The organism is Micromonospora sp. DT228 (assembly GCF_049841595.1).
Classification (GTDB): domain Bacteria; phylum Actinomycetota; class Actinomycetes; order Mycobacteriales; family Micromonosporaceae; genus Micromonospora.
Genome location: NZ_JBNCKO010000002.1, coordinates 282,253 through 298,106 on the forward strand (window position 1 = coordinate 282,253; position 15,854 = coordinate 298,106).

Here is a 15,854-nt window from a genome sequence, read left to right on the forward strand (position 1 = left end):
GATAACTCCATGATCGACGCAGGTGGATGGGGTGGGGTTGAGGGTGGAGTGGGGTTGAGGGTGGGGGATTGGGTGGGTGTCGTATGGGTCTGATGGGATGAGCTGATGCAGGCGTACCGGTTGGTGCGGCGGTCCGGAGGGCCGCCGCGGGGGGACGGGGCGACGCCTGGCAGCGCTTCCCTGCCCGCCAGCGGCGGGACGTCCGGGGGCGGTGTCGGCGCGTCGGCCGGGCTCGATCGCGTGGCCGGGTCCGATCGCGTGGCCGGGTCCGATCGCGTGGCCGGGTCCGAGCTGACTGTCGACGGCGGCGGTTGGTGGGCCGATCCGCTGCAGGCCGAGGTGGTCGGGCACACCGCCGGGCCGATGCTCGTGCTCGGTGGCCCCGGCACCGGCAAGACCAGCACGCTTGTCGAGGCGGTCGCCGCCCGGGTCAGCGAGGGGGTCGACCCCGAACGGATCCTGGTGCTGACCTTCGGCCGCCGTGGGGCCACCGCCCTGCGTCAACGCATCGAGGCCCGGGTCGCGCAGGACGGCCACCGGGTGCTGCGTGAGCCGCTGGTGCGCACCTTCCCGGCGTACGCGTTCGGGTTGCTGCGCCGCGCCGCCGCCGAGCGGGGCGAGCCGTCGCCCCGGCTGCTGACCGGCCCGGAGCAGGATCTGATCATCCGCGAGCTGCTCGACGTGGTGGGCGAGGAGCCCGAGGACGACCCGGTCGGCTGGCCGACCGACCTGCGTCCGGCCCTGCGGACCAGGGCCTTCGCCGGTCAGCTGCGCGACCTGCTCATGCGCGCCGCCGAGCGCGGCGTGGGCCCGATCGACCTGGCCCGGCTGGGCGACAAGCTCGGCCGCGCCGACTGGCCGGCCGCCGCCCGCTTCCTGCGGGAGTACGTCGCCGTGCTCGCGCTGCGTGACGTCAGCAACCGGGGCTCCATCGCGTACGACCCGGCGGAGCTGGTCCGGGCGGCCACCGGGCTGCTGCGTGACGACGAGGAGTTGCTGGCCGCCGAGCGCCGTCGGCTCGCCCACGTCTACCTCGACGAGTTGGCTGACACCGACCCCGCCCAACTGGAGCTGCTCTCGGTGATCGCGGGCGGTGGCAAGTCGCTTGTCGCGTTCGCCGACCCGGATTCCTCCACGTACGCCTTCCGCGGCGCCGACCCGGCCGGGGTGACCACGTTCACGCACCGCTTCCGGACCGCGTCCGGAGCGCCCGCCGCACAGGTGCTGCTGACCACGTCGTACCGGGCCGGGCCCGGTCTGCTCGCCGCCCTGGCCCGGCTGGGCCGCCGGCTGCGTGGCCCGGGCGCGCACCGCCGGCTGCACCCACTGCCGGACGCGTCACCCGGGGCGGTCGAGGTGCACACGTTCCGGTCGGCGACAAGTGAGGCCGCCTGGCTGGCCCACGCGCTGCGCTCGGCCCACCTGCTCGACGGCGTGCCCTGGTCGCGGATGGCGGTGGTGGTGCGGTCCACCGCGCTGCAGCTGCCCACTCTGCGACGGGCGCTGCACGCCGCCGGCGTTCCCACCGTGGTGCACGGCGAGGACCTGCCCCTGCACCTGCAACCAGCGGTCGCCCCGCTGCTGCTCCTGCTGCGCTGCGCGTTGGAGCCGGAGCGCCTGGACGAGGAGGCGGCGGTCGCGCTGCTGCACTCGTCGCTGGGCGGGGCCGACCCGCTGGCCGAGCGGCGGCTGCGGCAGGGCCTGCGAGCCCTCGCGCTGTCGGGTGGTGACCGCCGCCCGTCCGGGGAGCTGATCGTCGAGGCGTTGCAGGATCCGGAGGAGTTGGCCGGCATCGAGCGGCGATGGGCGGAGCCGGCGCAGGCGGTGGCCGGGCTGCTGGCCATCGCACGCGAAGCCGCGGCCCGGCCGGGCGCGACGGCCGAGGACGTGCTCTGGGCCGTGTGGAGTGCCAGCGGTCTCGCCGAGCGCTGGGCGGGCGCGATCAACCAGGGACGGCCGGCGGCCGGCGAGGGCGACCTGGCCCGGCGGCGGCGGGCCGAGGCGGCCGATCGCGACCTCGACGCCGTGCTTGTGCTCTTCGACGCGGCGGCCCGGTTCACCGACCGGCTGCCCGGTGCCCGCACCGAGGTCTTCCTCGACCACGTGCTCGCCCAGGACCTGCCGGCCGACACCATCGCGCCGACCGCCGATCGGGGCGCGGCGGTACGCCTGCTCACCGCGCACGCCGCGAAGGGCCTGGAATGGGACCTGGTCGCGGTGGCCGGCGTGCAGGAGGGCATCTGGCCGGATCTGCGGCTGCGTGGCAGCCTCCTCGGGTCCGAGCGGCTGGTCGACGTGCTGGCCGGCCGGTCTGTCGACGGCGCCACCGCGGCGCACGTGGTGGGCCAGACCTCGGCGTTGCTGGACGAGGAGCGCCGGCTCTTCCACGTCGCCATCAGCCGGGCCCGGCACCGGCTGCTGGTCAGCGCCGTGGCCTCGGCCGCCGTCGGCGGCGACGACCACCAGGAGCAGCCGAGCCGGTTCCTGCACGAGCTGGGCCCCACCACGCCGCCCACCCCGCCGGGCACCACGCCGCCCACCCCGCCGGGCACCACGCCGCCCACCCCGCCGGGCACCGGGCCGGTCGACCCACCGACGCCACCGGGTCCGCGCACCGGGCCCGGGGCCGGGGACCTCGCCCCCAGCCCACCGGAGGCCACGTCCGCCGCCGACGGAGTGCCGACCGGCGCGACCGGCGACACGATCACCGGCACGACGGGCGGCGCAAAGAGCAGCGCGACCACCGACACGACCACCGGCGCGAAGAACGGCGCGGCCGGCGGCGCAGACAACAGCGCGGCCGGTGATGACGGTGAGCCGGACCGTCCCGGTGCACTGCCGGTTACCCGTCCGCCTCGGGCGCTCACCCTGCCGGCGTTGGTGGCCGAGCTGCGTACCGCCATCACCGACCCGGCTGCGCCGACGGGCCGGCGGCGCGCGGCGGCGGCCGAGCTGGCCCGGCTCGCCGCCGCCGGGGTGCCCGGTGCGCACCCCGACGACTGGTGGGGGTTGCGTGCGCTCTCCGACGACCGGCCGCTCGTCGACGACGGGGAGCCGGTGCGGGTCACCCCGTCGGCCATGGAGAGCGCCCTGCGGTGCAGCCTGCGGTGGCTGCTGGAACGGCACGGCGGCAGTGGCCCGACCAGCACCGCGCAGGGCGTGGGCAACCTGGTGCACGCCGCCGCGATGCTCGCCGAGGACGCCAGCGCCGACCGGGGTGCGCTGCTCGACTACGTGGCCGCCCGGTTCGACGCCATCGAGTTGGCGGCCCGGTGGATGGCCGGGCCGGAGCGGGAACGCGCCGAGGCGATGGTCGACAAGCTGCTGCGCTGGCTGGCCACCAATCCGCGTCGGTTGCTCGCCATCGAGCACGAGTTCGCGGTCCGGCTGGACGACCCGCATCGGCCCGTCGAGCTGACCGGCCGGGTCGACCGGCTGGAGGTCGACGAGTCCGGGCGGCTCGTGGTGATCGACCTGAAGACCGGCAAATCCACTGCCGTCACCGGCACCGACCTGGCCGAGCACCCGCAGCTCGGCGCGTACCAGGCGGCGGTGGAGGCGGGGGCGTTCGCCGAGTTCGGTGACGAGTCCGGTGGCGCGGCGCTGGTGCAACTCGGCACCTCCGCGAAGGATGCGCGGGAACAGAACCAGCCGGCGGCCGGCGAGGGACCGGCGGCCGGTTGGGCGACCGCGCTGGTCCGGCGGACCGCCGATACGATGGCAGCCGCCACGTTCGCCGCGGTGGCCAACTCGAAGTGCCGGGTCTGCCCGGTCCGCACCAGCTGCCCGGTCTCCGGGCAGGGGCGTCAGGTCGTCGAGCCGCCGACCGTCCGACGCAACCGTGAGGGCGAGGAGTGAGAAGGCACCGTGAGCCAACCCACCCTGTTCGGCGCGGGCCCCACGCCGGCGCCCCGGCTGGCGGACTCCGGCCCCCGGTACACGCCCGTGGAGCTGGCCAAGCTGCTGCGGCTGCCGGCGCCCACCCGGGAGCAGGCCGCGATCATCGCCGCCCCGGTTCAGCCGCTGCTGGTGGTCGCGGGAGCCGGGTCGGGCAAGACCGAGACGATGGCCGCGCGGGTGGTCTGGCTGGTGGCCAACTCGTACGTGCGCCCGGAGCAGATCCTCGGGCTGACGTTCACCCGTAAGGCAGCCGGCGAGCTTGCCCACCGGGTCCGCACCCGGCTCGACCAACTGATCCGCAGGCTCGGCCGGCAGGGCCGCGACCCGCTGGACGACCCGCTCGCCGGTGAACCCACCGTCTCCACGTACCACTCCTACGCCGGGCGGATCGTCACCGAGCACGGGCTGCGCTCCGGTTACGAGCCGTCGACCAGGCTGCTCACCGAGGCGTCCCGCTGGCAGTTGGTCGACCTGCTGGTGCGCAACTACGACGGCGACATGTCCGAGGTGGACCGGATGCCGAGCACCATCACCGACGCGGTGTTGGCGCTCGCCGGGGAGTTGGACGAGCACCTGGTCGCGCCGGACCAACTGGCGGCCTGGACCGGTCGGTTCTTCGCCGAGGTGCAGTCCCGGCCGGGGCGGGTGTACGCCGACGTCCGCAAGGCGCTCACCCTGCAACAGACCAGGCTGCGCCTGCTGCCGCTGGTGCGGGCGTACGCCCGGCGCAAGGAGGACTTCGAGGCGATGGACTTCGCCGACCAGCTCGCCCGGGCGGCCCGGGTCGCCCGGGACCACCCGGGGGTCGGCGAGATCGAGCGGGGCCGCTTCCGCGCGGTGCTGCTCGACGAATACCAGGACACCAGCCACGCCCAGGTGGTGCTGCTCAACGCGCTGTTCGGTGGCGGGCATCCGGTGACCGCGGTGGGCGACCCCTGCCAGTCCATCTACGGCTGGCGGGGCGCCAGCGCCGGAACCCTGGACCGGTTCCCCACCGAGTTCGCCCGCGCCGACGGTCAGCCCGCCCCGGCGCTCGGGCTCACCACCAGTTGGCGTAACCGGCCGGAGATCCTCCGGGTGGCGAACGCGTTGTCGGCTCCGCTGCGGGCGGCCGGCGCCCGGGTGCCGGAGCTGCGCTCCGCGCTGACCGTCCTGGACCCGATCCCGCACCGCAGCCCCGGCGGGACTGCCGGCGGCACGGTGCACTGCGCGTTGCTGCCCACGTACGCCGACGAGGCGGACTGGATCGCCGACAGCGTGTTGGCCGCCTGGCGGGGGGCTGCCCGGATGCCGGGCGCGGCCCCCGAACACATCCCGGTGGCGCAGCGCCCGACCACTGCCGTGCTGGTCCGGGTCCGCAGTCAGATCCCGGCGATCGAGTCGGCCCTGCGTGAGCGCGGTCTCCCGGTCGAGGTGGTGGGGCTCGGCGGCCTGCTGGACACCCCCGAGGTACGCGACGTGGTCTGCACGCTGCGGGTGCTGGCCGACCCGACCGACGGGGCCGCGCTGCTGCGGTTGCTCACCGGCGCCCGCTGGCGGATCGGGCCGCGTGACCTGGTCGCGTTGCACAGGCGCGCCCGGGCCATCGCCAACGCCCGGCGACAGGTGGCCGCCGACGAGGCCGCCGAGATCAGCCCCGATCTGCTGGACGAGGCGACCCTGGTGGAGGCGCTCGCCGATCTCGGCCCGGCGCAGGCGTACTCGGCGGAGGGCTTCGCGCGGCTGCGCGCGTACGGCATGGAGTTGGCGCTGTTGCGGTACCGGCTGGACCAGGCACTGCCGGATCTGATCGCGGACATCGAGCGGACCATCGGCCTGGACGTGGAGGTCGCGGTGCGGGCCGGCCGGGACGGTGCCGGTGACGCCGGCCTGGCCCGGGGTCACCTGGACGCCCTGGGTGACGTGGCGGCCCGCTTCAGTGGCGAGACGCCGGGCGCGACACTGTCCGGGTTCCTGTCCTACCTGGCCGCCGCCGAGGACGAGGAGCGCGGTCTGGCGCCGGGTGAGGTGGAGGTGGTGGAGGGCGCGGTGCAGGTGGTCACCGCGCACTCCGCCAAGGGCCTGGAGTGGGACGTGGTGGCGGTGGCCGGTCTGTGCCGTGGGTCGTGGCCGGGGCCGGTGCGCAACTCCGATCACTGGCTGGGCGGGCTGGGGGTGCTGCCGTTCCCGCTGCGGGGTGACGCCGACGGGTTGCCCGAGCTGGCGCTCGACGAGGCGGCCGACCAGCGGGCGGTGGCACGGGCGGTGAACGACTTCACCGACGCCTGGCGGGCACACGACGAGCGGGAGGAACGCCGCCTGACGTACGTGGCGGTCACCCGGCCGCGCCGGCTGCTGCTGTGCTCCGGCTACTGGTGGGGGGAGGGCACGAAGCGACCGCGAGGTCCGTCGGTCTTCCTGCGCGAGATGTACGACGTCTGCCTCGACGGTGGGCCGGGGCACCTGATCGACGCCTGGGCGCCGGAGCCGACCCCGGATGCCACGAACCCCACCGCCGAGGTGGTGCTCCGCGCGGAGTGGCCGGCCGACCCGCTGGGTGGGCGCCGACCGGAGTTGGCCGAGGCGGCCGGGCTGGTGCGCCGCCTGATGACCGACGGGCCGGCTCCGGTGGCTGTCGGGCCGGTCGCCGCCGGGCCGGTGGCTGTCGGGCCGGTTGGGTCGGCGGTCGTCGGGCAGCCGGTCGAGCCGGAGGTGGATCCGGAGGTGGCGCGCTGGCAGCGCGAGGCGGATCTGCTGCTGGCCGAGCGGGCCGAGCTGACCCGGCTCTCCGGTGCGATCGAGGTGGCCCTGCCCGGGCAGTTGAGCGTCACCCAGCTGGTGGCGTTGCGGCGCGACCCGGCGGCGCTGGCCCGTACGCTGCGCCGTCCGGTGCCGGCCGAGCCCAACCCGTACGCCCGTCGAGGCACCGCCTTCCACGCCTGGTTGGAGCAGCGCTTCGGTGCTGACCGCCTGTTGGATCTGGACGAGCTGCCCGGTGCGGCCGACGCGGATGCGGCGCCCGACGAGGCGCTGGTGGAGCTTCAGGAGCGGTTCCTGGCCAGCGAGTGGGCCGACCGGTCGCCGGTGGAGGTGGAGGTCCCGTTCGCGACAGTGATCGGCGGCGTCGTGGTGCGGGGGCGGATGGACGCGGTCTTCTCCCGGCCAGGTGGGCGGTTCGACGTGGTCGACTGGAAGACCGGCGCGCAGCCCGCCGGGCCGGCGGCGGAGGTGGCCGCGGTGCAGTTGGCCGTGTACCGGCTGGCCTGGGCGGATCTGGCCGGCGTGCCGGTGGACCGGGTGGGCGCGGCGTTCCACTACGTCCGGCACGGGGTGACGGTTCGGCCCGCCGACCTGCTGGATGTGACCGGGCTCACCGCCATGATCGCCCAGCTGCCCGAAGATTCCGCCCAACATTGACCACTCGCGGGAAAACCATGGTAGGTTGACCGGGTTGCAGTTTTGGTTACCAGAGACTCTGTGTGCGCCTGGCGGGATTGTGGCCCCAGGCGCTCTTTGTTGTGTCCGGAGTTCTCCGGGCGGGGCGACCAGAAGCGACAGGCGATTCGCGCATCCCCGCGCGGAGCGCTCCTCTTCGGGCACGCAACAAGTGCGTGTCCGACGTTCCGTCAAGGAGACGAAACACATGGCTATTGGCACCGTGAAGTGGTTCAACGCTGACAAGGGCTTCGGCTTCATCACCCCGGACGGCGGCGGCGCTGACGTCTTCGCCCACTTCTCGGCGATCCAGTCCTCTGGCTACCGGAGCCTGGACGAGAACCAGCGGGTCGAGTTCGAGGTCACCCAGGGCCAGAAGGGCCCGCAGGCGGAGAACATCCGCCCGCTCTGATCTTCGGATCGGTCAGCAATACCTGTCGCGCCCTCCGGGTGTGACGGTGACGGGACCGGCCCGCCTCGCCGCCGCTTGTACACGCAGGCGGCGGCCCGGCGGCGGGCCGGCCCGTACTCCAATCGGTTCGTGCTTGTGAGTCCTGGCTGCCCTGTGCCGCCGGTGACAGCGCCGACTTCGGCGCCCTCCCTCGACACGTGCCGCGTCGAGGAAGGCTTCCGCATGACCACAGTTATTCCTTCTTTCGCTCATACCGGTCTGGCACCGGCGCTGCTCACCGCGCTGACCGCGCAGGGCATCACCGAGCCGTTCCCGATCCAGACGGCGACGCTGCCCGACTCGCTCGCCGGCCGGGACGTGCTGGGCCGGGGTCGTACCGGCTCCGGCAAGACGCTCGCTTTCGGGCTTCCGCTGCTGTCCCGCACCGCCGGCCGTAAGGCCCGGCCGGGTCGTCCGCTGGCCCTGGTGCTGGTGCCGACCCGTGAGCTGGCCCAGCAGGTCACCACCGCGCTGGCCCCGTACGCCCGCGCCGTCGGGCTGCGCTGCGCCACAGTCGTCGGCGGGCTGTCGTTGCAGCGGCAGGCGGACGCTCTGCGTGCCGGCGCCGAGGTGGTCGTCGCCACCCCCGGCCGGCTGCACGATCTGATCAACCGCGGCGACGCCCGGCTGGACCAGGTCGAGATCACCGTGCTGGACGAGGCCGACCAGATGGCCGACATGGGCTTCCTGCCGCAGGTCACCAAGCTGCTGGAGCAGGTCGCGCCGCAGGGGCAGCGGATGCTCTTCTCCGCCACCCTGGACGGCGGCGTGGACCGGCTGGTCCGCCGCTTCCTGAGCCACCCGGTCACCCACTCGGTCGACCCGGGCACCGCCACGGTCACCGCGATGACCCACCACGTGCTGCACGTCGACGCCGTGGACAAGCCCGACGCGCTGACCCGGATCGCCGCGCGTGAGGGCCGCACCATCCTGTTCATGGGCACCAAGCACCGCGCCGACCGGCTCGCCCGCCAGTTGCTCTCCAAGGGAGTACGCGCGGCCGCGCTGCACGGTGGCAAGTCCCAGCCGCAGCGCACCCGGATCCTGGAGCAGTTCCGCAACGGTCAGGTGACCGCTCTGGTGGCCACCGACGTGGCGGCCCGGGGCATCCACGTGGACGGCCTGGACATGGTGGTAAACGTGGACCCGCCGACCGAGGCGAAGGACTACCTGCACCGGGGCGGTCGGACCGCGCGGGCCGGCGAGTCCGGTTCCGTGGTCACCCTGGTCCTGCCCGAGCAGCGCCGGGACGTGTCGCGACTGATGGCGGTTGCCGGCATCCGACCCGAGTCGGTACAGGTGCGTCCGGGTGACGGGTCGTTGGCCCGGGTGACAGGCGCCCGCGAGCCGTCCGGCGTGCCGGTGACAATCGTCGCTCCGCCGGCGCCCGCCGCCCGGGTCCGCACCGGTGGCGGAACGGCCACCGACGGTGCCGCCCGTCCGGCGCACCGCGCGTCGGGTCGGTCGCGCCGTCCGCGCCGCCCGCGTACCGTCTGATCTATTGCGCTTTGCCCGACCCGCCCCGCTTCGGCGTGGCGGGTCGGTCTGTCTGCGGTGCGTGGCGCGGCGGCAGGCGCACGTGGGGCCGGGCCGGGTGCGGCGACCCGACCGACACCTCCGGACTGCCTTTGCTCTGCACCCGCATAGGCGCCGGTCACGGACCGTAGCTGTCGCATCCGCAGGTGCAGAGCAAAGGCAGCGAGCGGGGTTTCCGCTCCTCCTGGCCCACGCTGACACCGCTCATTCGGTTGGCCGACCACGCCGCTCGATCGGCAGACCGGTCACACCGGTCAGTCGGTAATCAGCCTCGGCTGGGTCGGCTGGCCGATTGTGCCCTGGCTGTCGGTGGTCGAAGCTGGCCAGCGGGGGAAGTCGGGCGGGGGGCTCGGCGGGGGAGGGGTGACCATGGCGGGCGAGGCCGGCTCGGGTGCCGTGCGCGAATTGATCCTGGTGGTCGCGCTCGCGCTCACGGGTCTGGTGCTCGCCATGGTCGCGGCCTTCGTGCCCTGGCACGCCACCTCGGCGGGTAACGCTCCCGGCAGCCTGGTGGAGCTGCGCAGCCCCGGCGACCCGACCCTCGGCCCTGTGGTCGCACACGTGGGCTGAGCAGTGACCGATCGATCGGTCAACGCCGAGTATGAATCCGCTCAGACGAGCAAGCGGGTCAAGCGGACCGTCCGGCAGAAGGCCCGCGCGGGGTGGACGCACGGGCAGGCCCGTTCGGCTAGCGCCCAGCCCCGCCAAGGATCGCTCGGACATCCGGTCACGCCTCGCGCTTCATCACGAAATTGAACGCGGTGATGAGCAGCGCCAGGGTCCCGCCGAACGCGGTTCCCCCGGCGATCAGGGCCTTGCCCACGCTGTGCTCAATGGCCCATGTCACCCAGCCGATGACCATGGCGACCAGACTCGACGCCAAGATGGCGACCAGCAGCAGCAGGATGCCCGTTGACCAGGGTGAATGCCCAGGGAAGAGATCCCTGCGATCCCGTCCCCGCCGAAAAAGCGGCGGCATTCCGTACTGCTGACCGGGCCGATAGTCCACATAGGAAGATGGGAGATCAGGCAGTTGCTTGCCACCACGCATCCGGACGTCTTGGAGTCGGTCACCGACTCGCGCTGGGTGCCGACAGTCGCGCGGAACCTGCTGACGATGCGGGTCGCCGGCTGGCTGTTCAGCGCAGCCGACTGGGATTAGCGCCAGGACCGGCAGCCCGCGATCTACTTGGCAATCTGGAAGGTCGCCGGCACGAGCGTCGATGAGGCAGGCAGGGCCGAACTCGTCGAGTAGTTCACGGGAGCCCCGACGAGCCCCGCCCCGGTGCGCCTGCCGGGAGGGGTCCTCTCGTGTCGCGGGAGGCCACCGGACGGGCGGACGGGCCTACTCGTCGTCGTCTGTCAGGCGGGGGCGACGATGCTCGCGGATGTACCGCTCTACGTCGACCTTCAACCAGATCGAACCGACCGACAGGGTCTGGTACGGACGCGGGAAGTGCGGCGATTGCTGGATCTGCCGGAACCGCGACCGCCCCACCCCGAGCATGGCCAAGATCTCGCCGGCTGCGACGAGTTCGCCCGGTCCCCGGTCTTCACCCATGTCAATCAAGGTAGGCCGGGGCTGACCTAACAACGTAAGCGCGCGTAAGTAGTCACGCCCACGTGTGCGCGTCAGTATTGACAGGGGGCAACGCGCGATGTGGGATCGACTACGGGCCCCCCGCCTGCTGGCGGGTCACGCGGCAGGCGGGGGTGCCGCTCACACCCGAGTCGGGAGGCCCGATGAGCAGCCAACGCCACGCCCCTGTCCGCCCCTTCTGGTTCTGCGCGGCCGACGCCCAGCCCTGGCCCTGCGGCAAAGCCCGCGCCGAGCTGGCCGCCGAGTACGCCGACGAACCTCGATTTCTGGCCGTAGACATGGCCGACTGCTTGGGGGAGGCGACCCGCGACCCGTGCCGGCTGTACCCCTGCCCTCCGGAGCCGGTCGCAATGTACTCAAGGTTCTTGGGGTGGGTCCGCCACCTCGCCGTAAGCCGGTTCCGCAATGGCGGCCACTGGTCGGAGTAGTACAGCCCCGGCCCTCCCGGTCGGGGGCGTCGCCGTGGCCGGGAGCAGGCACCCATCATCGGCGGACTGCTGTAGCCGCTTCAGGTGGCGGCGTGGTCGGTCGAGTTGTGGGTGAGCAGATTGGCCAGTGTGGTGCTGTCGACCACCGTGGCGATCGCTCCGTGCACCGCCAGCCAGACGTCGGTCAGCCCGGCGGCCACCCCGTGGTAGCCGGCGCGCTCGGCCGGCAGACCGCGCACCGTGGTGAGCGAACCGCCGACCGCGCGCAACACGTCGCCGACGGTGATCTCGTCGGCGGGGCGGGTCAGGGCGTACCCGCCGTCAGCGCCGCGATGACTGTGCAGCAGACCAGCCCGGCGCAGGTCGAGCAGGATGCCCTGGAGGAAGCTGAGCGGGATGTCCTGCACCTCGGCCAGGCTGGCCGCCTTGACCAACTCGCCGCCGCCGCCACCGGCGGCGACGGCGAGCATCGCCCGGAGCGCGTAGTCGCTGCGCGCGGAGACGTACACCGTTCAGTTGCCCGCCTGGTCGAGCACGCCCCAGCGGCGCCGGATCGCCTTGTCGGCCGCGCCGAACGCGGCGTCCACGACCAGGCCGACGACCAGGATGACGATCATCGTGGCGAGCAGCCAGGGCGCGTCGGACAACTCGCGTGAGTAGGTGAGCTGGGCGCCGAGCGACGTCTGTGAGATGCCGACCACGAGCAGTTCACCTGCCATCAGGCTGCGCCAGGAGAAGGCCCACCCCTGCTTGAGGCCGGCGACGATCGCCGGCAGGGCGGCCGGCGCGATGACGTACCGGTAGAGGTTGAGCCCCCGGGCGCCCAGGTTGCGGCCGGCACGCTTGAGCAGCGGCGGCACGTAGTCCACGCCGGAGATCACCCCGTTGGCGATCGACGGTGCGGCACCGAGCACCACCACGAAGAAGATCGCCTTCTCGCTCAGCTCGAAGAGCAGGATGGCCAGCGGGAACCAGGCGATCGACGGCATGGTCTGCAACGCCGTGATCATCGAGCCGATGGCGGCCCGGAGCACCTTGAACCGGGCCACCGCCAGGCCCAGCAGCAGGCCGACGGCGACCGAGAAGACGTACCCGAGGGCGGCCCGGCGCAACGTGGTCACCAGGCCGTCCCAGAGCTGTGGGCCCTGGGCCTGGGTGGCCAGCTCGCGACCGACCTCCAGTGGCCCTGGCAGTGAGTACGGCGGCTTCCAGCCCGACCAGACCACGAGCTGCCAGGCCAGGATGGCGATGGCAAGCGCCGCCAGCTTGGGCCAGGTGGCCGCCCAGATCCGGGTGCCCCGGGAGGCCTCCTTGTCCCGGCCGGCGATGTCCAGCGCGTCCAGGCCGGAGATCTGCGCGTCGGTCCGCGCCGAGTCGGTGAGGGTGTCACTGGCCATGGCGGCCCACCTCCGTACGGAGCCGCTCGGTGACCTCGGCGGCGATGGCGGCGACCTCGGGGGAGTCGATCCGACGAGGGCGCGGGATGTTCACCTCGGTGGAGTAGATGATCCGACCGGGACGGCTGGAGAGCAGGATGATCCGGTCGGCCAGTCGAGCGGCCTCGCGGACGTTGTGCGTCACGAAGAGCACCGACAGCTTGCGTTCGGACCAGATGCGTTCCAGCTCGTCGTGCAGGATGTCCCGGGTCATCGCGTCCAGTGCGCCGAACGGTTCGTCCATCAGCAGCACCGGCGTGTCCAGGGCCAGCGTGCGGGCCAGCGCGACCCGTTGCCGCATGCCCCCGGAGAGCTCGTGCGGGCGCTTGCGGCCGAAGTCGGCCAGGTGCACCGTGCGCAGCAACTCGGCCACCCGTTCGCGGCGCTCGGCCCGGGGCAGCCGGCGCAGCTTCAGCGGCACCTCCACGTTGCCGTCGACGGTCAGCCAGGGAAACAGCGCCGGCTCCTGGAACATCAGCCCCGGGTTGGCGTCGCCGGCAAGCCTGATCTGCCCGCCGCTGGGCCGGTCCAGCCCGGCGACCAGGTTGAGCAGGGTGCTCTTGCCGCAGCCGGACGCGCCGACCAGGCAGACGAACTCGCCGGGCGCGACGTCCAGCGACACACCGTCGAGGGCCAAAACGGCGTTCGGCCCGCGCCCGTACACCTTTGTCACGCCGGAGAGCGCGACCGCGGTGGTCGCGCCCTTCGGCGTCGTCGTGGTCGACGTCATGGCTGGACGACCTCGGGCTTGCCCTGCGCCTTGAGGGCCTTGTTGAGGTACGTCAGGTCGTACAGGCCGTTGAGGTCGACCGGGTCGGTCAACTTGACCTCGACGGCGTGGTCGAGGCCCGCCTTCAGGGAGGAGGGGATCGGGTCGTTCGTGAACTCCAACGTCGGCCACGCCTGCTTGATCAGCTTCAGGTCCAGCGGCTTGCCGGTGATCTTGCCGATCGCGTCGGAGATGGCCTGTTGGGCCTCCTCGGGCTTGCTGTTGACGAACTCGTTGGCGGCCACCTGGCCGTCGACAAGCTTCTGCACCACGTCCGGGTGCGCCTTGAGGAACTTCGTGCTGACCAGCAGGTTGGTGATGACGAACTTCTTGTCCGGCCACAGGTCGCGCTCGTCGACGAGCACCTTGCCGCCGGCGTTCACCAGGCGGGAGACGAACGGCTCAGGCACCCAGGCGCCGTCGATCGCGCCACTGTTGAACGTCTCGACCGTCTGGGCGTTCTCCTGTGGCACGATCTTGACGTCGCCGCCACCCTCCTTGGTGGTGGTCAGACCCTGCTGCTTGAGCCAGTAACGGATCGCCACGTCCTGGGTGTTGCCCAGTTGCGGGGTGGAGATCTTCTTGCCCTTCAGGTCCTGCGCGCCGGTGATGCCGGGCTTGACCACGAGCGCGACGCCGCCGGAGGCCGCGCCGGAGATGACCCGGACGGCCTCGCCCTTGGACTTGGAGAAGGCGTTCACCGTCGGGTTCGGACCGATGTACGTGGCGTCCAGCGCGCCGGAGAAGATGGCCTCGATGGCGGCCGGGCCGGCGTTGAAGGTCTTCGGGTCCAGCTTGACGTCTGCGCCGAGCTTCTCGGCGAAGATGCCCTTCTCCACGCCGACGACCGCCGACGCGTGGGTGATGTTGGGGAAGTAGCCGAGACGCAGTGTGACCGGGCCGCCGGAGCCGCCGCCCGAGCCGTCGCTGTCGTCGCCGCACGCGGCGGTGCTGCCCACAGTCGCCGCCCCGAGGGCGGCAAGGGTGGCCAGGGTGACCAACCGGCGCAAGGGGAGCCGTCTCATCGTTCATCCAATCCGCAGTATTCCTACTTAGTTGGTAGGAAGAGTGGGCCAGCCCGTGGTCAGCGTCAAGGCCCATCCATATACCGGGATGGCGTGTCTCAGTTATGTCGGTATTTCCTACCACCTTGCTAGGGTAATCGGCACTCGGTGATCGGCAGAGGGGCGACGACGCGATGACCTTCCACTGGTTCCTGCCCACCTCCGGCGACGGCGACCAGGTCGGCGCCGCCACCGTCACGGCGGGCGCCGCCCGGCACGACCGGGCCGCCACCGTCGCGTACCTGGCCGAGGTCGGCCGGGCCGCCGAGACGCACGGCTTCACCGCCGTCCTCACGCCCGTGGGCGCCGGCTGCCCCGACCCGTGGATCGTCTGCGCGGCGATCGCCCAGCACACCGAGCGGCTCGGCATGCTTGTCGCGGTCCGGGCCGGCTTCGCGTTGCCCACCCTGATCGCCCAGCAGGCCGAGGCGTTCCAGGCCGTCTCCGGTGGCCGGCTGTCGCTCAACATCGTGACCGGCGGCGACCCGGCCGAGCAGCGGGCGTACGGCGACTTCCTCGGGCACGACGACCGCTACGCGCGCACCGGTGAGTTCATCGAGGTGCTCCGCCGCGCCTGGGCCGGACGGCCCTTCGACTACACCGGAACGCACTACCGGGTCGACGGCGGTGGTCTGGCCACCCCGCTCGCCGAGCCGCCACCTGTCTACTTCGGCGGCGCGTCCCCGGCCGCCGAGACGGTGGCCGCCCGGCAGGCCGACGTCTACCTGATGTGGGGTGAGCCGCAGGCGTCGATCGCGGCCCGGGTCACCCGCATCCGGGCGCTCGCCGCCGAACACGGCCGCACCCTGCGCACGGGCCTGCGGCTGCACGTCATCGCCCGGCCCACGAACGCCGAGGCCTGGGCGGAGGCCGACCGGCTGCTGGCCGGGATGAGCCCGGAGCGGATCGTCGCCGCCCAGGCCAGATTCCGCCGGATGGACTCCGTCGGACAGGCCCGGATGGCCGCACTCAACGCCGGCCGCACCGACGGGCTCACCGTCGCACCGAACCTGTGGGCCGGTGTCGGCCTCGTCCGCGAGGGTGCCGGCACCGCGCTTGTCGGCAGCTACGCCGAGGTCGCGGCCCGGATCGACGAGTACGCGGCGCTCGGCGTCGACGAGTTCATCCTCTCCGGCTGGCCACACCGGGAGGAGGCCGAGCGGGTCGGCGCCGAGGTGCTGCCCCTCGTCACCGTCCCGGTTTCGGCGGCTCCGCTGAGGTCGCCGGTGGCGCGGGTGCCGACGCGCTAGGGTCGA

12 protein-coding genes are annotated in these 15,854 nt (G+C 72.9%); 6 read left to right on the forward strand and 6 right to left on the reverse strand.

Annotation, left to right across the window (positions count from 1 at the left end; genetic code table 11):
* Positions 1 to 105: 105 nt before the first annotated feature.
* The 5 genes from ACLQ29_RS04600 to ACLQ29_RS04620 all read left to right on the forward strand — a co-directional run bounded on the left by ACLQ29_RS04600 (position 106) and on the right by ACLQ29_RS04620 (position 9,871).
* On the forward strand, positions 106 to 3,858 hold the full coding sequence (locus ACLQ29_RS04600; protein ID WP_425770357.1) for an ATP-dependent helicase: 3,753 nt from the start codon (positions 106 to 108) through the stop codon (positions 3,856 to 3,858).
* A gap of 9 nt (positions 3,859 to 3,867) precedes the next feature.
* Positions 3,868 to 7,296, forward strand: coding sequence for an ATP-dependent helicase (locus tag ACLQ29_RS04605; RefSeq protein WP_425770358.1), 3,429 nt, complete (start codon positions 3,868 to 3,870; stop codon positions 7,294 to 7,296).
* A 226-nt stretch (positions 7,297 to 7,522) separates the two neighbouring features.
* Positions 7,523 to 7,726: a transcription antiterminator/RNA stability regulator CspE gene (cspE, locus tag ACLQ29_RS04610; RefSeq protein ID WP_007464836.1), complete on the forward strand. Its 204-nt coding sequence runs from the start codon at positions 7,523 to 7,525 to the stop codon at positions 7,724 to 7,726.
* 222 nt (positions 7,727 to 7,948) lie between these two features.
* Positions 7,949 to 9,262, forward strand: a complete 1,314-nt coding sequence (locus ACLQ29_RS04615; RefSeq protein ID WP_393372085.1) for a DEAD/DEAH box helicase — start codon at positions 7,949 to 7,951, stop codon at positions 9,260 to 9,262.
* 408 nt (positions 9,263 to 9,670) lie between these two features.
* A complete protein-coding gene (locus ACLQ29_RS04620) occupies positions 9,671 to 9,871 on the forward strand; it encodes a hypothetical protein (protein WP_425770359.1) in 201 nt (66 codons plus the stop codon).
* A 157-nt stretch (positions 9,872 to 10,028) separates the two neighbouring features.
* Here the strand turns inward: ACLQ29_RS04620 and ACLQ29_RS04625 are convergent, their stop codons facing one another.
* The 6 genes from ACLQ29_RS04625 to ACLQ29_RS04650 all read right to left on the reverse strand — a co-directional run bounded on the left by ACLQ29_RS04625 (position 10,029) and on the right by ACLQ29_RS04650 (position 14,559).
* Positions 10,029 to 10,352: a hypothetical protein gene (locus tag ACLQ29_RS04625; RefSeq protein WP_425770360.1), complete on the reverse strand. Its 324-nt coding sequence runs from the start codon at positions 10,350 to 10,352 to the stop codon at positions 10,029 to 10,031.
* Between the two features lie 294 nt (positions 10,353 to 10,646).
* The gene (locus ACLQ29_RS04630; protein WP_425770361.1) at positions 10,647 to 10,862 is read right to left on the reverse strand and encodes a helix-turn-helix transcriptional regulator; all 216 of its coding nucleotides are present in this window, start codon (positions 10,860 to 10,862) and stop codon (positions 10,647 to 10,649) included.
* 547 nt (positions 10,863 to 11,409) lie between these two features.
* Positions 11,410 to 11,838, reverse strand: coding sequence for an RrF2 family transcriptional regulator (locus tag ACLQ29_RS04635; protein WP_425770362.1), 429 nt, complete (start codon positions 11,836 to 11,838; stop codon positions 11,410 to 11,412).
* Positions 11,839 to 11,841: 3 nt separating this feature from the next.
* Positions 11,842 to 12,726 (reverse strand): ABC transporter permease, encoded by an 885-nt coding sequence (locus ACLQ29_RS04640; protein ID WP_425770363.1) that lies wholly within the window; start codon positions 12,724 to 12,726, stop codon positions 11,842 to 11,844.
* The gene (locus ACLQ29_RS04645) at positions 12,716 to 13,495 is read right to left on the reverse strand and encodes an ABC transporter ATP-binding protein (RefSeq protein WP_393372077.1); all 780 of its coding nucleotides are present in this window, start codon (positions 13,493 to 13,495) and stop codon (positions 12,716 to 12,718) included. The genes ACLQ29_RS04640 and ACLQ29_RS04645 overlap by 11 nt, the downstream gene beginning before the upstream one ends.
* Complete coding sequence (locus ACLQ29_RS04650; RefSeq protein ID WP_425770364.1) at positions 13,492 to 14,559, reverse strand: ABC transporter substrate-binding protein; 1,068 nt, start codon at positions 14,557 to 14,559, stop codon at positions 13,492 to 13,494. The genes ACLQ29_RS04645 and ACLQ29_RS04650 overlap by 4 nt, the downstream gene beginning before the upstream one ends.
* 173 nt (positions 14,560 to 14,732) lie before the next feature.
* Here ACLQ29_RS04650 and ACLQ29_RS04655 point away from each other — a divergent pair, with 173 nt between their 5' ends.
* Positions 14,733 to 15,848, forward strand: a complete 1,116-nt coding sequence (locus tag ACLQ29_RS04655; protein WP_425770365.1) for an LLM class flavin-dependent oxidoreductase — start codon at positions 14,733 to 14,735, stop codon at positions 15,846 to 15,848.
* Positions 15,849 to 15,854 lie beyond the last annotated feature (6 nt).

Coding starts and splice junctions, on each gene's coding strand:
- ACLQ29_RS04600 (WP_425770357.1), top strand. CDS start 106: ATGCAGGCGTACCGGTTGGTGCGGCGGTCCGGAGGGCCGCCGCGGGGG.
- cspE (WP_007464836.1), top strand. CDS start 7,523: ATGGCTATTGGCACCGTGAAGTGGTTCAACGCTGACAAGGGCTTCGGC.
- ACLQ29_RS04615 (WP_393372085.1), top strand. CDS start 7,949: ATGACCACAGTTATTCCTTCTTTCGCTCATACCGGTCTGGCACCGGCG.
- ACLQ29_RS04620 (WP_425770359.1), top strand. CDS start 9,671: ATGGCGGGCGAGGCCGGCTCGGGTGCCGTGCGCGAATTGATCCTGGTG.
- ACLQ29_RS04625 (WP_425770360.1), bottom strand. CDS start 10,352: ATGCGTGGTGGCAAGCAACTGCCTGATCTCCCATCTTCCTATGTGGAC.
- ACLQ29_RS04630 (WP_425770361.1), bottom strand. CDS start 10,862: ATGGGTGAAGACCGGGGACCGGGCGAACTCGTCGCAGCCGGCGAGATC.
- ACLQ29_RS04640 (WP_425770363.1), bottom strand. CDS start 12,726: ATGGCCAGTGACACCCTCACCGACTCGGCGCGGACCGACGCGCAGATC.
- ACLQ29_RS04645 (WP_393372077.1), bottom strand. CDS start 13,495: ATGACGTCGACCACGACGACGCCGAAGGGCGCGACCACCGCGGTCGCG.
- ACLQ29_RS04650 (WP_425770364.1), bottom strand. CDS start 14,559: ATGAGACGGCTCCCCTTGCGCCGGTTGGTCACCCTGGCCACCCTTGCC.
- ACLQ29_RS04655 (WP_425770365.1), top strand. CDS start 14,733: ATGACCTTCCACTGGTTCCTGCCCACCTCCGGCGACGGCGACCAGGTC.